At 41.4% G+C, this 17,507-nt stretch carries 17 protein-coding genes; 13 read left to right on the top strand and 4 right to left on the bottom strand.

Features of this window, described 5'->3' with window-relative positions; genetic code table 11:
• The first annotated feature begins 168 nt into the window (after positions 1 to 168).
• The 4 genes from ACOFKR_RS01625 to ACOFKR_RS01610 are packed head-to-tail and all read left to right on the top strand — an operon-like array spanning position 169 to position 4,922.
• Complete coding sequence (locus ACOFKR_RS01625) at positions 169 to 3,516, top strand: DUF4175 family protein (protein WP_419802287.1); 3,348 nt, start codon at positions 169 to 171, stop codon at positions 3,514 to 3,516.
• 2 nt (positions 3,517 to 3,518) lie between these two features.
• Entirely contained in the window at positions 3,519 to 3,947 is a 429-nt protein-coding gene (locus ACOFKR_RS01620) for an ATP-binding protein (RefSeq protein ID WP_419802286.1), read from the top strand.
• 3 nt (positions 3,948 to 3,950) lie between these two features.
• On the top strand, positions 3,951 to 4,388 hold the full coding sequence (ybeY, locus tag ACOFKR_RS01615) for an rRNA maturation RNase YbeY (RefSeq protein WP_419802285.1): 438 nt from the start codon (positions 3,951 to 3,953) through the stop codon (positions 4,386 to 4,388).
• 21 nt (positions 4,389 to 4,409) lie between these two features.
• Entirely contained in the window at positions 4,410 to 4,922 is a 513-nt protein-coding gene (locus ACOFKR_RS01610) for a glutathione peroxidase (RefSeq protein ID WP_419802284.1), read from the top strand.
• A gap of 46 nt (positions 4,923 to 4,968) precedes the next feature.
• Here ACOFKR_RS01610 and aat read toward each other — a convergent pair whose 3' ends face one another.
• A complete protein-coding gene (aat, locus tag ACOFKR_RS01605) occupies positions 4,969 to 5,595 on the bottom strand; it encodes a leucyl/phenylalanyl-tRNA--protein transferase (protein WP_419802283.1) in 627 nt (208 codons plus the stop codon).
• Between the two features lie 381 nt (positions 5,596 to 5,976).
• Between aat and ACOFKR_RS01600 the strand changes: the two genes are divergently transcribed.
• The 4 genes from ACOFKR_RS01600 (at position 5,977) to trpC (ending at position 9,482) form a co-directional block, all read left to right on the top strand.
• Complete coding sequence (locus tag ACOFKR_RS01600) at positions 5,977 to 6,420, top strand: cytochrome B (protein WP_419802282.1); 444 nt, start codon at positions 5,977 to 5,979, stop codon at positions 6,418 to 6,420.
• Positions 6,421 to 6,619: 199 nt separating this feature from the next.
• Positions 6,620 to 8,023 (top strand): anthranilate synthase component I family protein, encoded by a 1,404-nt coding sequence (locus ACOFKR_RS01595; protein WP_419802281.1) that lies wholly within the window; start codon positions 6,620 to 6,622, stop codon positions 8,021 to 8,023.
• A gap of 18 nt (positions 8,024 to 8,041) precedes the next feature.
• Positions 8,042 to 8,671: an anthranilate synthase component II gene (locus ACOFKR_RS01590; protein WP_419802280.1), complete on the top strand. Its 630-nt coding sequence runs from the start codon at positions 8,042 to 8,044 to the stop codon at positions 8,669 to 8,671.
• Between the two features lie 28 nt (positions 8,672 to 8,699).
• Positions 8,700 to 9,482, top strand: a complete 783-nt coding sequence (gene trpC, locus ACOFKR_RS01585; RefSeq protein ID WP_419803602.1) for an indole-3-glycerol phosphate synthase TrpC — start codon at positions 8,700 to 8,702, stop codon at positions 9,480 to 9,482.
• Here trpC and ACOFKR_RS01580 read toward each other — a convergent pair.
• Positions 9,479 to 9,766, bottom strand: a complete 288-nt coding sequence (locus ACOFKR_RS01580) for a type II toxin-antitoxin system RelE/ParE family toxin (RefSeq protein ID WP_419802279.1) — start codon at positions 9,764 to 9,766, stop codon at positions 9,479 to 9,481. The genes trpC and ACOFKR_RS01580 overlap by 4 nt on opposite strands.
• A complete protein-coding gene (locus tag ACOFKR_RS01575) occupies positions 9,751 to 9,978 on the bottom strand; it encodes a hypothetical protein (protein ID WP_419802278.1) in 228 nt (75 codons plus the stop codon). Before ACOFKR_RS01575 ends, ACOFKR_RS01580 begins: the two co-directional genes overlap by 16 nt.
• Positions 9,979 to 10,090: 112 nt before the next feature.
• Between ACOFKR_RS01575 and hflX the strand changes: the two genes are divergently transcribed.
• The 5 genes from hflX to ACOFKR_RS01550 all read left to right on the top strand — a co-directional run bounded on the left by hflX (position 10,091) and on the right by ACOFKR_RS01550 (position 14,172).
• Complete coding sequence (hflX, locus tag ACOFKR_RS01570; RefSeq protein ID WP_419802277.1) at positions 10,091 to 11,275, top strand: GTPase HflX; 1,185 nt, start codon at positions 10,091 to 10,093, stop codon at positions 11,273 to 11,275.
• Positions 11,276 to 11,380: 105 nt separating this feature from the next.
• Entirely contained in the window at positions 11,381 to 11,743 is a 363-nt protein-coding gene (gene rbfA / locus ACOFKR_RS01565; RefSeq protein WP_419802276.1) for a 30S ribosome-binding factor RbfA, read from the top strand.
• A 6-nt stretch (positions 11,744 to 11,749) separates the two neighbouring features.
• On the top strand, positions 11,750 to 12,442 hold the full coding sequence (locus tag ACOFKR_RS01560) for a peptidoglycan DD-metalloendopeptidase family protein (RefSeq protein ID WP_419802275.1): 693 nt from the start codon (positions 11,750 to 11,752) through the stop codon (positions 12,440 to 12,442).
• Between the two features lie 53 nt (positions 12,443 to 12,495).
• Entirely contained in the window at positions 12,496 to 13,158 is a 663-nt protein-coding gene (locus ACOFKR_RS01555) for a TonB family protein (RefSeq protein ID WP_419802274.1), read from the top strand.
• Positions 13,159 to 13,695: 537 nt separating this feature from the next.
• On the top strand, positions 13,696 to 14,172 hold the full coding sequence (locus ACOFKR_RS01550) for an Lrp/AsnC ligand binding domain-containing protein (RefSeq protein WP_419802273.1): 477 nt from the start codon (positions 13,696 to 13,698) through the stop codon (positions 14,170 to 14,172).
• 10 nt (positions 14,173 to 14,182) lie between these two features.
• On the opposite strand, the gene ACOFKR_RS01545 is transcribed toward ACOFKR_RS01550, so the two are convergent.
• Positions 14,183 to 17,485, bottom strand: coding sequence for a UvrD-helicase domain-containing protein (locus tag ACOFKR_RS01545; protein ID WP_419802272.1), 3,303 nt, complete (start codon positions 17,483 to 17,485; stop codon positions 14,183 to 14,185).
• Positions 17,486 to 17,507: the final 22 nt, after the last annotated feature.

Here is a 17,507-nt window from a genome sequence, read left to right as displayed (position 1 = left end):
TTTTTTCTGAGCGTGTCGTATGTTTCGGATCGGCTTATACCCCAAATACGATGTTGCCTCCAGTAAAGTTTCAACCCGCAGCCATAAATTTTAGTGGTAAAAGAAGCATCATAATATCTGCCCGAATGCTTTTAGGTACAGCTTATTTTTTTATTTTTGAGTTGAAGTATGATGCAATCCGGTAGCAATTACGATTTACTGCTTGCCAAAATGGATGAATTTATCCGGAAGTATTACTTAAACAAGTTGCTCCGCGGGTTCATTTTTTTGGGCGCAGCACTGTTTTTCAGCTATTTGGTGATCACTTTTTCCGAGTATTACGGCCATTTCAACACGTTTTTCCGTTCGGTTATTTTTTACGGGTTTATTTTGCTCAACCTGTCGCTTTTTGGCTGGCTGGTTGCGCCTTCTTTGCTGGCTTATTTTCGTTTGGGGCGATTGATTTCGCATGATCAGGCCGCAGAAATTATCGGCAAATATTTCCAGAACGTGCAGGACAAGCTGCTGAACACGCTACAACTAAAAAAAATCGCCGATCAAAACCCTGAACACAAAAATTTGATCGAGGCCAGCATCAACCAAAAAATTGCCGAACTGAAACCGGTCAGTTTTTCCGCAGCGGTTAAAATCAACGAAAATAAAAAGTTTTTAAAATGGGTTTTGATCCCGCTGGTTTTAATCATAATGGTTGCATTTGTGGCACCTTCCATCATTCACGACGGCACGGAACGCATCATCAAACACAACCAGTATTTTGCACCGAAAGCCCCTTTTTACTGGCATATTTTAAACCGTTCTCTTTCAGTAGTTCAGGGCGAAGATTTTAAGCTGAATTTGAGGTTGAGCGGAAATGAATTCCCGGAAAGCGTTTACCTCGAATCCGGCAAAAACAGTTTTAAACTCGACAAAGAAAACCTGAGCTCTTTTTACCATACTTTTTCTAACATCCAGCAAAATATCCGTTTCCGTTTGGTTGGAAATGATTTTTCTTCGGAGGAATTTGAGATTAAAGTGAACCCAAAACCTTCGCTGCTGCATCTGGATGTGAAGCTTATTTATCCGGCTTATCTGCATAAATCCGCAGAAAACGTAAATAACGCCGGTGATCTGACTTTGCCTGAAGGAACTTTGGCGCAATGGCAAGTTCATACCGAAAACACCAGCGAAGTTTTGTTTTCCGTTAACCAAAAAAATACCTTGCTTAAAGCTGATAATGAGACTTTTAGCTATCAGGAAAAGTTGCTGAAATCAGGTTCGTATGCCGTAAAACCGATCAACAATTTTGTTTCTTCTGCAGATTCTGCCGCTTACCGGATTTCAGTAGTGCCGGATTTGCCTCCGGTAATTTCTGCGGAGCAAAAAGCGGATTCGATCAGTGCCAAAGCATTTTATTTCAACGGAAAAATCCAGGACGATTATGGGTTTTCAAGCCTGACTTTTCATTATTCTGTCCGCAGTACAGCTTCTCCGCAGAAAAATAAAAACTACAGTTTGCCGGTTAAAGCTGATTTGGGCCAAACATCGGCCACGTTCTTCTATTTTTGGTCGATAAAAGAAGCATCGTTAAACCCCGGCGACGAAGTGGTTTATTATTTTGATGTAGCTGATAATGATGGCGTAAACGGTGCGAAACACAGCAAAACGCCGGAGCAAACGTTGCACATTCCAACGGAAACCGAGCAGAATAAACAATTGGACGCCGGCACACAATCGGTAAAAAACAAAATGCAATCGGCCATCAAACTTTCGGCACAGGTAGAACGCGATGCGCAAAAGCTGAACCGGTTATTGCTTGATAAAAAAACGCTTTCTTTTGATGAGAAAAAGCAGGTGGAAGATTTGCTGCAAAAACGCCACGAACTGGAAGATTTGGTAAAAGATATGCAGCAGGAAAACGAAAAAAACCTGTTTAACCGCCAGGAAACGAAGCAGCAAAATCAGGAAATCCTGGAAAAACAGAAACAGATTAATGATTTGTTTAAAAATGTTTTGGACGAAAAGACCAAAGAGCTGCTGAAAAACCTGGAGCAAATGCTGCAGCAAAACCAGAAAGATGAGGCGCGGGAAGATGTGAACAAAATGCAGCTGGACAATAAATCTTTGCAGAAAGAACTGGACCGGATGCTGGAATTGTACAAGCAATTGGAGTTTGACCAGAAACTGAACCAGAATATCAATCAACTGGATAAACTGGCCGACAAACAACAGGCTTTGGCAGAAAAGAGTGCACAAAAGAAGCAGGACAATAATCAGCTTAAACAAGAACAAGACGCAATAAAAAAGGAATTTCAGGACGTAAAAAAAGCATTGAAAGAACTCGAACAAAAAAATGAGCAATTAGAAAAAAAGAACGATTTTGAAACGCCGAAAGACGAGCAAAAAAACGCTGACGAGGAAATGGACAAAAGCTCGGAAGAACTGAGCAAAAACGAGCAGCAAAAAGCAGCAAAATCGCAGAAACAAGCGGCCGATGCCATGCAGAAAATGAGCAACAAAATGAAGCAGTCGCAGCAGCAAGGCGAAGAAAAAGAAACGGAACTGAACGCACAGCAGCTTCGGGCGATTTTGAAAAGTTTGGTCACGAGTTCTTTTGACCAGGAAAAAGTAATGCAGACTTTTAAGCAACTCAATGCAAACGATCCGGATTACGTAAACCAAACGCAGCAGCAGCAAAACATAAAAGACAACCTGAAAACGGTAGAAGACAGTTTATTTGCCTTGAGCAAACGTGTACCACAAATAGAATCTACCGTGAACAAGGAAATTACGGCGATCAACAACAACATCGATCAGGCTATTAATTATTTAGGCGAAAGACGGACCAATGAAGCTAACCGCGCGCAACAATTTGCCATGACTTCTATGAACAACCTGGCTTTAATGCTGAACGAGGTTTTGAACCAGCTGCAAAACATGATGAAAAACGCCAAACCTGGCAGCGGCAAAAAGAAGCAGCCATCGATGCAGCAATTGAGCCGGATGCAGCAGGAACTGAACAAAAATATGCAGAAAGCAAGGCAGCAAATGCAGCAGCAAGGACAGCAAGGCCAAGGAAAACCAAATCAATCAGGCCAACAACAACCTGGCATGAGCAAGCAGCTGGCCAAGATGGCGCGCCAGCAGGAAATGATACGCAGGGCACTGCAAAACATAAACCGGGAAGAAAACAAAGGCGGTAAAAGCGGGTTAGGTAACCTTAACGAGATTACCAAACAAATGGAACAAACGGAAACCGATCTCGTAAATAAGAAAATTGAAACGGAAACGTTAATCAGGCAACAAAAAATACAAACACGGTTGTTGGAAGCTGAAAAAGCTGCTCAGGAACGGGATCAGGACCAAAAGCGGGAAAGCCAAGCCGGCAAAACCACCGCTCCGGGTTATCAGAAGGCATTGCAGCGTTACGAGCAATTAAAAAACAAGCAAACAGAACAGCTTATTACCATACCGCCCGATGTAAACATTTTTTATAAATCAAAAATAAAGACTTACTTTAACGCAATTAATCACAAATAATAATGGTGCAGCCAGTAAAAGTATCAGACGGCGAATTATATACGCTCCAACTGCCTTCTGTAATGGAAAGTATAGCCCGCCTGGAAAGCTTGGTTGAAGAAATTTCAGAACGTTATCATGTGAGTGAAGATACTTTTGCCAATATGATGACTTGTTTAAATGAAGCATTAATCAACGCAATAGTTCACGGAAACCAATCAGACCCTAATAAAAAAGTATATATAAACGCGGAAGTAAAAGACCAGAAAAAAATTATCTGGACGATTGCCGATGAAGGCCCGGGCTTTGATTACAACAATATCCCAGACCCAACCGCTCCGGAAAATTTGGAAAAGCTGACCGGTCGCGGCGTTTTCATTATTAAACATCTGGCAGATCAGTTTATTTTTAACGCACATGGAAACGAGGTTGAACTTCATTTTAAAATCTGATCAATGTCCTCTAAAATTAATTTTTTTACAGAGGAAATTGATTTCAAACTAAAAAACAAAAAGTATTTACGCAGTTGGATTGAAGCTACGATCGCTGCCGAAAATTATGTGCTAAAAGAAGTAAACTACATTTTTTGTCCTGATGCTTATCTGCTGAAAATTAATCAGGATTATTTGCGGCACGATACCTATACGGATATCATCACGTTCGATAATGCTGATACAGAAAAAGAGATCGTCAGCGATATATTTATTTCGATAGAAAGAGTGGCCGAGAATGCTTCGACTTATCAGCTTGCCTTTTTACAGGAACTTTATCGGGTGATGATACACGGCGCGCTGCACTTGTGCGGTTATAAAGACAAATCCCCCAAAGACAAAAAGCTGATGACCGGGAAGGAAAATTTTTACTTGTCGCGGATTCATGACTTTATAAAATAGTTTATATTTGCCGAAAAAAACATGATCAAATCATTTGTAATTATAATGGCTTTACTTTTTACGGCACCTGGTTCGGTGTACGATTTTAAGCTAAAAACCATCGACGGAAAAAACTTTAACCTGGCCGCTTACAAAGGCAAAAAGCTGCTGATTGTAAATACAGCTTCTAAATGTGGTTTTACACCGCAATACGCTGAACTGCAGAAACTTGCCGATCAATATAAAGACAAAGTAGTGGTGATTGGCTTTCCGGCCAATAACTTTGGCGGCCAAGAACCCGGTGCCAATCTGGCCATCAAAGAATTTTGTCAGAAAAATTACGGCGTTACCTTCCCGTTAAGCGAAAAAGTCAGCGTAAAAGGTGATGATATTTCCCCTTTGTTTAAGTTTTTAACTACTGCGGAAAACCCTGATTTTACAGGAGAAATCCAGTGGAATTTTGAAAAGTTTTTGATTGATGAGAACGGAAAATTAGTACATCGTTACCGCTCAAGTGTAAAACCGCTTTCTACGGAAATCACCAGTCAGCTTTAAAAAAAGTATGCTAAAAAAAGCTTTCCTATAATCAGGAAAGCTTTTTTTATGCCAGAAAAGTTTCAAATTCTTCCCGGCTGATCATTCTGGCGCCCATTGATTCCAAATGTCCGGTGTGCATCTGGCAATCGATCAGCTCATGGTTTTTTTGCTGACATAAAGCGATCAATGCCACTTTAGATGCGTTGCTGACCTTGCTAAACATACTTTCCCCGCAGAAAACACGGCCCGTTTTTATACCGTACAAACCGCCAGCTAACGCTCCGTTTTGCCAAACTTCTATAGAATGTGCGATGCCTTTTCGATACAGTTCGAGATAAGCATTTTCCATTTCCGGCGTAATCCAGGTGCCGGCCTGCCCTTCGCGGCGTACGGTTGCACAAGCATGGATCACGGCCGGAAAATCCCGGTTAAAAGTGACCTGAAAAGTGTTTGCGTGAATCACCTGCCGCATACTTTTTGATATTTTTAATTCCTGCGGAAAAAGAACAAAGCGCGTGTGCGGCGAATACCATAAAATCGGCTCGTTGTAGCTGTACCAGGGGAAAATCCCGTTTTCGTAAGCAAGCATTAACCTTGCAGGCGTTAAATCCCCTCCTATCGCCAGCAAACCATCCGGTTCGGCCAAATTTGGGTCTGGAAAAATCAGACGCTCATCTAACTGAAAAATCATAAAGTAGCGGGGTTCTAACCTTTTTCACAAGTTTTCCTTAAATATTTAGTGCAGGTTTTTACCCCATTTCAGGCAAAAATGTTTTTTAAGCACAAATCAGATTTTTTAAATAATACCGATGCTTCTTTTATCGTATAAAATTAGCTGATTTAATGATTGGTCCGCATTATTTTGCGTGCTTCCTCATAAGTAAACGTATAAATTTTGTTTGGATTTGTTACCGACGAAAACATTTTATCAAAGCCAAATTTTAGGTGATAAAAGAAGCATCCAAATAATTTTCAATAAAATTTAAACAGGGTTTAATCATCACAAAAATCAATCTTGTTCTGCCTGTTTTAAATTACCTGTATATTCGTGCAAAACAACTATACTTCTTTTATGTACCTTTTTTTCAAATATTTTCATTCCGGTTTGCGGTATATCGTGCTGATTTTGGTGCTTGGGGCAATTGTTCAATCACTTTTAGGCTGGATCGGTAAAAAACCTTATACGGAAGGTAACCGCAAACTCAATCTTTTTGCACTGATCTCTGCCCACACGCAACTGCTTATCGGGTTGATTTTGTACTTTATTAGTCCGTTGGTGCAGTTTTCTAAAGCAACAATGAAAAATGCGACTACCCGGTATTGGACGGTAGAACACATCAGTATGATGCTAATTGCCATTGCCTTGATTACGGTTGGCTATGCGCGATCCAAACGTGTTGCGTCTCCGGAAAAAAAGCATTTTAACGTATTTATTTTCTACTTTTTAGCCATAATAATTGTCGTTGTTACACTTATTTTAAGCGGGAGAGGCGTACTAAACATGTCAAATCAGTAAATATTTTCAAAAAAATTTGCGGATTCATTTTTCTTTCTAATATTTGTTAGATAATGATTGATCAAAAACATAAAAACAGCTGGCAAAACCTTCCTAAAAGGGAAGCCGGATGGTGTTTTTGATTTTTCTAACCTAATCAATTATAAACCTGATATAAACCCGGCCGTTAACACGTGCCGGGTTTTTTTAATATCAAGCCATGAACTACAATCTAACCACTACTTACAAAAAACTTTTAGCCGATACGGCCACACCGGTAAGTATTTACCTTAAACTGCGCGATGTTTTCCAAAATAGTTTACTACTGGAAAGTTCTGATTATCACAGCCGTGAAAACAGCACAAGCTATATTTGCTGCGAACCGATTGCGGGGATGATTTTACAAAACGGCGTGCTGACAAACCAATACCCTGACGGTACGCAGCAGGAGTTTGCAGCCGGAACATTTGATGTTGTAAACCAGGTAGAGGCTTTTTTGCAGCAGTTTGAAACAACTGAAATGCCGCTTAAAATTGCATCAAACGGTTTGTTTGGCTATTTTTCGCATGAAATGGTGGAGCATTTTGAAACCATCAAACTTAAAACTGAGGAAGATTATCGCGGCATACCAACCATGCAATACTTCGTTTACCGGTATATTATTGCGGTAGATCATTTTAAAAACGAGCTGCACATTTTTGAAAATCAACCTGAAAACAATCCGCAGTCTTCCGGTCTGGAGCGCATCCAATACCTCATTCAAAATAAAAACTTCCCTGAATATCACTTCAACTTAAATGGGGAAGAAACTTCTAACTTAAAAGACGAAGAATTTATCGCCATTGTTGATAAAATGAAACAGCATATTTTGCGGGGCGATGTTTTCCAGATCGTGCCTTCGCGCAATTTTTCGCAGCCGTTTCAGGGCGATGAATTTAATGTTTACCGTGCCTTGCGCTCCATCAATCCTTCGCCGTATTTGTTTTATTTTGATTATGGCAACTTCAAGATTTTTGGCTCGTCGCCGGAAGCACAGATTACCATCAAAAACAGGATTGCCACGATTTATCCGATTGCCGGGACTTTTAAACGCACCGGCGACGATGAAAAAGATGCGCAACTGGCCCGCGCGCTGGAAAACGATCCAAAAGAATCTGCAGAACACGTAATGCTGGTTGATTTGGCCAGAAATGATTTGAGCCGACATTGTACCCACGTAGAAGTAAAGGCTTTTAAAGAAGTGCAATATTATTCGCATTTGATCCATCTGGTTTCCAAAGTTTCGGGCAAAATCAAACCGAATGTGCCAACTTTTAAAGTGGTTGCAGATACTTATCCGGCCGGCACGTTAAGCGGTGCACCAAAATTCCGGGCAATGGAACTGATCGATGCTTACGAAAAAGGCAAACGCAGTTTTTACAGCGGTGCCATCGGTTTTCTGGGTTTCAACGGAGATTTTAACCATGCTATTATTATCCGCTCTTTTTTAAGTAAAGCAAATGTTTTACATTACCAGGCCGGAGCTGGTATTGTGGCCGATTCTGTGCCGGTGAGCGAACTGAACGAAGTAAACAATAAAGTAGCGGCCTTGCGCAAAGCCCTCGAAACCGCAGCCGAAATTTAACCCGATAAAAGAAGCATCATGACCAATCCAAAAATTTTAATCATTGATAATTACGATTCTTTCACTTATAATCTGGTTCATTTAGTGAATGAATTAGGGCTGGAATGCGAAGTTTGGCGCAACGACCAGTTTCGGCTGGAAGACGTGGAACAATTTGACAAAATCATCCTTTCACCCGGGCCGGGCATTCCTTCCGAAGCCGGTTTGTTGCTGAAAGTGATCGAAAAATATGCCCCTAAAAAAAGCATTTTCGGCGTTTGCTTAGGTCAGCAGGCCATTGCCGAAGTTTTTGGCGGACAGCTTTTAAACCTTAGCAGGCCGATGCACGGTTTATCAACGCCGATAAAAGTGATCGATTTGGAAGAAAAGCTATTTTTTGGCTTGCCGGAAACCTTCAACGTTGGCCGCTATCATTCGTGGGTGGTTGCAGAAAAAGGTTTTCCGGATGAACTTCAAATCACGGCAATCGATGAAAACGACAATTCCATTATGGCGATGCGGCACAAAAACTATGATGTCCGCGGTGTGCAGTTTCACCCTGAATCCGTACTGACCGAACACGGTAAACAAATGATGCACAATTGGTTAATGGGCACCGAAAATGTAACAAACCCGGATTTGGTGGCCAATCATTTTATCAAACTGTAAGCTTTTCTGCAGAAAATATTTTACTATGATTACGATTTTAGACCGGATTGTTGCCCGAAAAAAAACAGAAGTACAAGCCGCAAAAACCAAAACATCTTATTCCAAACTGGAAGAAGCCGAATTTTTTGACCGCACGCCGCTTTCTTTCCGCGAGTTTTTACTGCATCCTTCCAAAAGTGGCATTATTGCAGAATTTAAGCGGAAATCTCCATCAAAAGGCATCATCAACAATCAGGTAAAAGTTAAAACGGTTACGCAAGGTTATGCGGCGGCGGGAGCTTCGGCTTTGTCGGTTTTAACTGACCGTGCTTTTTTTATGGGCAAAAAAATGGATTTGATACAAGCCCGAAAATCCAATCAAATCCCGGTTTTGCGCAAAGATTTTATGGTTGACGAATATCAGATCATTGAAGCCAAAGCTTTGGGCGCAGATGTTATTTTGCTGATCGCCGCGATTTTATCTCCGCAGGAAATCAAAAAAATGGCCGCATTGGCCAAAAGTTTAGGTTTGAGTGTTTTGCTGGAAGTGCACAACCTGGAAGAACTGGAACGCAGCTTGGACCCGCAAGTAGATGCCATCGGTGTAAACAACCGCAACCTGGCCGATTTTACGGTTTCGGTAGATACTTCTTTTACCCTTATAAAATCCATCCCGAATGAGTTTTTGAAGATTTCGGAAAGTGCGATTAGTAATCCGGAAACGATTCGACAGTTAAAAGAAGCTGGTTTTAACGGTTTTTTGATTGGCGAAACTTTTATGAAAGAAGCTGATCCGGGAATGGCAATGAAGGAGTTTGTAGGAAAGATTTAACGGGAAACATTTTCTTTTTGATGATAGATGGAACTGATTTCTACATTATCATGTCCTGTTAAATTATAGAATATATAATACTGATCCCAGATGAATACATAAATATTTTCTTCAACTATTTTTATACCAACTGTTTTATGGTTTTCTAAAATTTTAAGTTGTTGATAAAGGCTTTTAATAAACTTTTTTGAATAGATATCTGATTTGTTCCTATTGTTATTAAATTCTACAATACGATCAATATCAGCATAAGCTTTGGCAGATAAAATTACTCTCCCAGCCATTTTTCATACTTCTTTTCAAAATCATTTAAAGTATAAACTTTTCCTGCTTTAATATCTTCGCGACCTTGCTGGATGCCCTTTTTCCATTCTTCAGGAATCACAAACAAGGTTTTATCTGCAGAAATTAAAGTGTTAATTGCCTCCAAGATTTTTTCATCATTTAGCTGGTCGATTTTGTAATGAAGCCGGTCTTTCAAATCATTAATACTCATACCTTAAATTTAGTTTATTTTCTCTCATAAAAACAGTATCTTTAAATAAATACTTTACTAACAAACAATCATGCTTCCAGATTTATACCGATAAAAGAAGCATAACTCAACAATGAAACCAAAATTTTATGATACTGCCGAGAAGCAGGAAAAAGCCGTTTTGGTAGGCATCATCACGCCGCACGAAACGGAAGAACAAGAGCGCGAATACCTGGAAGAGCTTGAATTTCTGGTAGATACTGCCGGCGGTTTAACCGTTAAAACTTTCACCCAAAAGATGCAACGGCCGGAACGCGCCACTTTTGTGGGCACTGGAAAACTGGAAGAAATAAAAGCTTATGTCGTTTCCGAAGAAATCGATATAGTGGTTTTTGATGACGAACTGACGCCATCGCAAATGCGGAACATTGAGACAGAACTGCAGGTGAAAATTTTAGATCGAAGCAATCTAATCCTAGATATTTTTGCCGGCCGCGCGCAAACAGCGCAGGCAAAAGCGCAGGTAGAACTGGCACAATTGCAATATTTGCTGCCAAGGCTGACCCGATTGTGGACGCACTTAGAACGGCAAAAAGGCGGTATCGGGATGCGTGGCCCGGGCGAAAGCCAGATTGAAACGGACAGGCGTTTGATCCTCAACAAAATCTCTTTATTAAAAGAAAAGCTGAAACATATAGACCGCCAGAACGAAACGCAGCGTAAAAACCGCGTGGCTTTGGTTCGGGTGGCTTTGGTTGGATACACCAATGTGGGAAAATCCACGATCATGAACATGGTTGCTAAATCTGAGGTTTTTGCGGAAAATAAATTATTCGCCACGCTGGATACAACAGTGCGGAAAGTGGTAATCGAGAATCTGCCTTTTTTACTTTCTGATACAGTTGGGTTTATCCGCAAGCTCCCGCATCATTTGATCGAATGTTTTAAATCAACTTTGGATGAAGTGCGCGAAGCCGATATTTTAATTCACGTAGTTGATATTTCGCATCCGAATTTTGAAGATCAGATTGCAACTGTTACCGAAACTTTGAAAGATCTGGGTGCCATTGATAAAAAAATCATCACTGTTTTTAACAAGATCGATGCTTATCACCCGGAAATCATCAACCCGGAAGAACCAGAAGTAAAGCTGACTTTGGAAGAATTTGAGCAAAGCTGGATGGCCAGAAATAATAGTCCGGCGATATTTATTTCCGCTTTAAACAAAGAAAACCTGGAAGATTTCAGGAAACTGCTGTATGAACGCGTAAAAGCCATTCATACAGAGCGTTATCCTTACGATCAGTTGTTGTACTAGTTTGTGCAATGCTGTTTTTACTGTACTTTTTTTAGTGTGATAAAAACAGTATTACCTTTAATTTGCGTTAACTGATAAAACCTTCCCAACAAAAACATTTTAAAAATGGAATCTAAAAGACAACAAAAGTTTGCCGGCGTGCTCCAGCAGGACCTGGCAGCTATTTTTCAGCGGGAAGGAATGAATTTTCTGCCCAATACTTTAATCACGATTACTAAAGTGCGCGCCACGCCGGATTTGGCCATTGCGCGCGTTTTCCTGAGTTTTTTTAACGGCACCAACAACGAGCAGGCTTTACAAACGATCAAGTTACATTCGTCGGAAATCCGTTACAAACTGGGCAAACAGATTAAAGATCAGGTCCGCGTGATCCCGCAACTGGAGTTTTTTGTGGACGACACCAGCGATTATGTAGATCGGATGGATAAAATTTTCGACAAAATCCATAAAGACGAAAACGAAAATTAAGGTTTTATGCTGAACGAAAAGCATCGGCACTTTGCCAATATCCTGCAAAACCATGCGCAGGAAATTGGCAAAGTTGTTGATTTTGATCCGCAGGAAGAACAACTGTTTCCGTTTGATTTTACTGCGGCCAACAAAAATTTAGCTGTAAAAACAGTAGCTGATACGGCTGCTTTTTCGGCTTGGGTCGAAACCGTTCTCAGGCAAAACCATTGCAAATTTGGCATTGGCGGTTACTTTGAAAACCGCACTTTGTACGCCCGAAGTCCGCATTTTAATACTTCAGACGAGCCGCGCCGTTTGCATTTGGGCGTAGATATCTGGGGCGAAGCAGGCACGCCGGTTTATGCGCCTTTTAGCGGCAAAATCCACAGCTTTCAGGATAATGATCATTTTGGAGATTACGGTGCGACGATCATTTTAGAACACTGTTTTTACGGCCTGAATTTCTTTGCACTTTACGGACACTTAAACCGGAAATCGCTGGAAAATTTGTTTCCCGGAAAAACAATCCAACAAAACGAAAAAATTGCCGAATTTGGCATTCCTGATGAAAACGGCAGCTGGCCGCCGCATTTACATTATCAATTGATGTTTGATCTGGAAGGAAAAACAGGCGATTATCCGGGCGTTTGCAAACTTTCTGAAGAGGAAAAATATCGGCAAAACATTCCTGACCCAAATTTAATTTTACGTTTTTAAGTACAACGATCAGGCGGTTTTTTCGTTATCCTATCATACAGAAACCAAAAAACATGTTGTATTTATTTATAATTTTCCAATCGCTGATTTCGGCGTTTGTGGCCGAGGACCAGCCGCAATTTAAAGGCGGGCCGGGCGCACTCAATAATTTTTTGTCGCAAAATTTAATTTATCCGGATTACTCCAGACAAAACTGTATTTCGGGCACGGTGCAGGTAAGTTTCAACATTGATCAAAACAATAAACCGGTGAATGTAAAAGTGCAAAAAGGTTTTGGGGTTGATTTGGATGACGAAGCCGTGCGTTTGGTAAAAATGACGGCCGGGAAATGGATTTTGCCGCCAGACCATGATTTAAGCACCACGCTGGTTTTGCCGGTAAATTTTAATTTGAGCGATTCCAGGTGCAATATCAGGAACCGCAGCGATATGGAGCAGGCAATCAATGCTTACAAAGAGCGCGAGGCTTTGGTGGATGCCGTAACCAATTATTACAAAAATAAATATCTGGGCAAAGCAGATGCTGCTAAAGAAGCAGAGATTTTAGCGTTAAAAAAGCAGCTGGGCCTGGATGATGATTATGCCGATGAAGTGCTTGACCAGGCAAACAAAAAGCTGAAACAGGGCGACCGCGAAGGTGCTTGTGAAGACTGGAACTTTGTGCGCAACATTGGCAGCGATAAAGCGGACGCGATGCTGGCAAAATATTGCAAATAAACGGATGCTGTTTTTATCGGTATAAAATCAGGTTGTCATCCTGGTCCGCAGGGAGAAATCTTCTTTAAAGCGAACGAAAAACCTTACATCATTCAATGGAGATTTCTCCCTTTGGGTCGAAATGTCAAAGCGTACAAATCTTCGCTCCAAAATCTCCACTCTTTTCAAAATATCATACTTCTTTTATCGGCATAAAATTGTTGTAAAACAGCAAAGCCCCCTGATGGGCAGGGGGCTTTTACTAACCAATTATAAACCTAAATTATGAGAAGGGCTGTAGGAGAAGGGGTCGAACCTTCACGAAGTGGTTATCATGTTGCCATGGTTTCCCAGAATCTTCGCCACCGGGACAAGGAGGTGTGTCTGCCAAATTTCACCATCCTACAATTTGTTTTTTCAGCAATTAAAGAACGTTTTATCTGTTTGCTGGTACAAATCTAAGGTATGATTCATTTTCTTGCAAATATTTCAACAAAATAATTTTATTTTTATCTAAAATTAAATTATACTTGCTAAACGTTACATATTTGAAAATATATGCCTTTGAAAAAACCTCATAATTCAGAAATTGATAATCTTGATATTCAAATTCTGTCTATCCTGATGAAAAACGCAACAACGCCTTACACCGAGATTGCGAAAGAACTGATTGTTTCGGGCGGCACTATACACGTTCGGATGAAGAAACTGGAGGAACTGGGCATTATTAAAGGTGCCAATTTGGAAATCAACCCACAAAAATTAGGTTATGATATTTGCGCTTTTTTGGGTATTTTTCTGGAAAAAGGTTCGCAGTACAACAATGCCGTAAAGCAGCTGCAGACTGTAAACGAAATTGTTGAACTGCATTACACTACTGGCAGCTGGAGTATTTTTGCTAAAATTATTTGCCGCGACACTACGCATTTGCGCGAGATTTTGAACGAGCAAATTCAAAGTGTAGAAGGCATCCAGCGCACAGAAACGTTTATTTCGCTGGAAGAATCCATTAAACGCCAGATCATTTTGGATTAAACCGTTACTTTTAAAGCGCTACCAGCTCCTGCAAAAAACCATAATATAAATAGCTGCTTACGTTTGGATAGCCCATTTGGGTAAGCAATTTGCCGTACGCTTTTACTTGGGTTCGATGCTCGGGCCGCTGATCGGAAGTGAATTTAAAATCCAAAATAGTTACTTCACCATTCCCGATTAAAACCTTGTCCGGCCGGTAACTTTCGCCTTTGCTGTCAATAATCGTTTGTTCCGAAAGGTCCTGATATGGTTTGCTAAACAGTTTTTTTAATTCCTGATTTTGCAGCACACTCTGCGCATTTATTCTAACTTCTTCTTTTTCTGCTTCGCGGATCAAACCTTCCTGCTGCATTTCGTTGATCACTTTTGGCAATTTGGCCAAATCCATTGTTCGGGCAAGCAATTCGTGCAAAATAATGCCTTTATGCTGTGCTGCGTCTCCGCTTAATAAATCCAGCTTGCTCCACACTTTTTTGCTGGCCAGTGCCTGGCTCAGCCGCTGCGAAACAGGATATTTTTCCAGCTGGATTTTTTCTTCGGATGCTGTTTTTACCGATGTTTTTTGGGCAACAGGTTCATCCAAAACAAAATTATCACCGGTAAAAGAAGCATTCAAACCAACAATCGGAATTTTTAAAGCTTCCAGTATCAAATCGCCTATAATGCTTGTTTTACAATCATTTTTTCCTTGCCCGGGCGCGGCGATGTATAAATGATTTCTTGTGCGCGTGGTGGCCACGTAAAGCATGTTCAGCGCATCCATCAAATTAAAAAGCAATTCTTCAAAATAAGCTTTAGAAAAATCCGATTTGCCCAGTGATTTTTTATAATTTACGGGAACAGATTGTAGCATTTCGTAAGGCGTTCCCTGCGTATTTACCCAAAAAATACCGTTCGTCATGCCATCCAAATCCCAACTGCAAAACGGCAGCATCACAACATCAAAAGCAAGCCCTTTGGATTTATGGATCGTCATCACCTGTACGGCATCATTTTGAGAACCAGAAGGCAGGGTTTTTAGTTTTCCTTCTTCGTCCCACCAATCTAAAAAACGTGTAATGCCCAACTCGCCTTGTGTTGTAAAGCGCGCCAGCATGTCCCGAAAGGCAAAAAGATACGGCAAATGCTGTTTTTGGGTATCCAAATTATATACGGTAATCAGTTGCTCGGCCAGTTCGTTGAGCGGCAATTGCTGCCAAGCGTAAAAATTTCGGCATAAATCCGGCGGAAGCAGGTTTTGCATTTTGCCAACCGGCGTATCTTTTAAGTTGATCCAGGCTTGCGGCGGCACACTTTTCCCCAATTGCTTAAAGTACAGTTGCAGGCACAAACCTTTGTACAAAACCGATTGCTCGTTCTGCGTAACCATCAGTTGCAGCGTACTCACCAAAAGTTTGACGGCAGAATTATTGTTGATGAGCAATGCCTCGCCTGAAAGCACTTCGTAAGCACCAAAAGCTTCGCCAAATGTTTCCTGATCGATTTTCCTCGCCTGCTGATCGGCCATTAAATGCCCGATCACATCTCTCGCTTCACGGTTGCTTCTCACTAAAACACAAATTTGTCCGGCTTCATATCTGCCCGAACTGATCCATTGATTCAGCTTTTCTGACAAATGGTTCAAGGCATCGTCCCGAACCTGCGATGCTCTTTTTGCATTATTTTCCACCGGTAAAAACAGCACTTCCACAGAACCGCCGGGCAATGTGCCCGGTGCTTTTTTTTGAAAACTTTGCAGATAAGCATCCGGAATAATGTGGTCCAAACCGATCGCTTTCCACCAATCTTCATACAATGTTTCACTGCCGTCCTGCAAAACTTTATCGTTAATCAGCGTTTGTAAAAGCTTCGGGATTTCCTGAAACAGATGATTGTTAAAATCGATGATATTGGCCGCGCTCCGGTAGTTTTCCTCCAGCGAATCACTCAGCACATTATTTGCGCCGATATCTGCTTTGGCTTTGTGCAGCAAAATGCGCCAATCGCCGTTGCGCCAGCGGTAAATGGATTGCTTTACATCGCCCACAATCAAATTGTCGAACATTTTTCCGTTGGCTTCGCTGATGGTATTTTGCAGCAGCGGCAAAAAGTTATCCCATTGAAAGGATGAAGTGTCCTGAAACTCGTCAAACAGAAAATTTTTGTAGCGGTTGCCCATTTTTTCCCAGATAAAAGAAGGGTTTTCCTGCTGATCGGCTGTAATCCCTTTCAGCAAAAACTGCGCATCGCTGATGAGCATTGCCTGGTTTTCTTCGCGATAATCGGTTAATAAGGAAGCCATTTCCTGCATCAGCCGCAAATAATACAAGTTGGTGTTAATGGCTTTGGCCATTTCGTATTTGCCGGTTTCTGCGGAGAAAAAATCCTGCAAATCCTGCAAAACCGGATTAAGCTGATTGTATAAATTTGCAGCCGAAGCGGTTAAATTTCCACCTTTTTGATATTCTTCCGGGTTATCAATTACCTTTTTTAGGTCGGTAAAAACAGCATGGTCACCGGCAGCAAGTTTATGCAGTTTGGAAAACGGATGTCGGGATTTCCCTTTCAGTCCATCCAATTGCACGCCGGATTTTTCCCAAACCTGCAAAGCATCTTCCGCAGCAACCTTAAAAGCTTCTTCAAAATACGCAATCCGCGCGCGCGTCAGCTTCATCAAATCCTGAAAAAGCGTGACCGGATCCAGTTCTTTCAGCGCGTTTTCAAAAGGCTGGAAACGTTCTTTAAAAACCTCGCTGGTCAAATCCAGCAGTTCGCGGCGATAGTTCCAGCTTTTGTTGTCTCCTACCCGGTCCAGCGCCAAACTGATGATCCATTGCAGCAGTTCGGGTTTTTCGTCCAGCCGCTCGTTCAGTTTATCGGCCAGCGATTGTTTGACTTTGTCCAGGTTCATTTCCAGCTTGTAACCGGCATCCAAACCCAGTTCAAACGCAAAACTGCGGATCACCTGCTGCACAAAACCGTCTATGGTATTGATGGCAAACCGGCTGTAATCGTGCAAAATCCGGCGGTAAATCTGGTGCGCCCGCTCCTGCAACATTTCCAGATTTAATTGCGGATGCGCCTGCAAAATTATGCCCCTAAAAACAGCTGCACTTTCATCACCTAAAGCCAACGAACGCAACACGCTTAAAATGCGGCTTTTCATTTCTTCGGTGGCTTTGTTGGTAAACGTTACGGCCAGCACTTCGCGGTATTTCACTTCGTTATCAAACAAAAGCGTTAAATAATGCGCCGTTAAGCTAAACGTTTTGCCGGAACCGGCCGAAGCCTGTAATATTTTGAGCGGTTTTTGGAGGATTAAATCGTTGTTCACAATGCTATAATAACAATTGTTT

It is taken from the genome of Mucilaginibacter sp. (genome assembly GCF_965201005.1).
Taxonomy (GTDB): Bacteria; Bacteroidota; Bacteroidia; order Sphingobacteriales; family Sphingobacteriaceae; genus Mucilaginibacter_A.
This window is presented reverse-complemented; position numbering and strand designations above follow the sequence as displayed.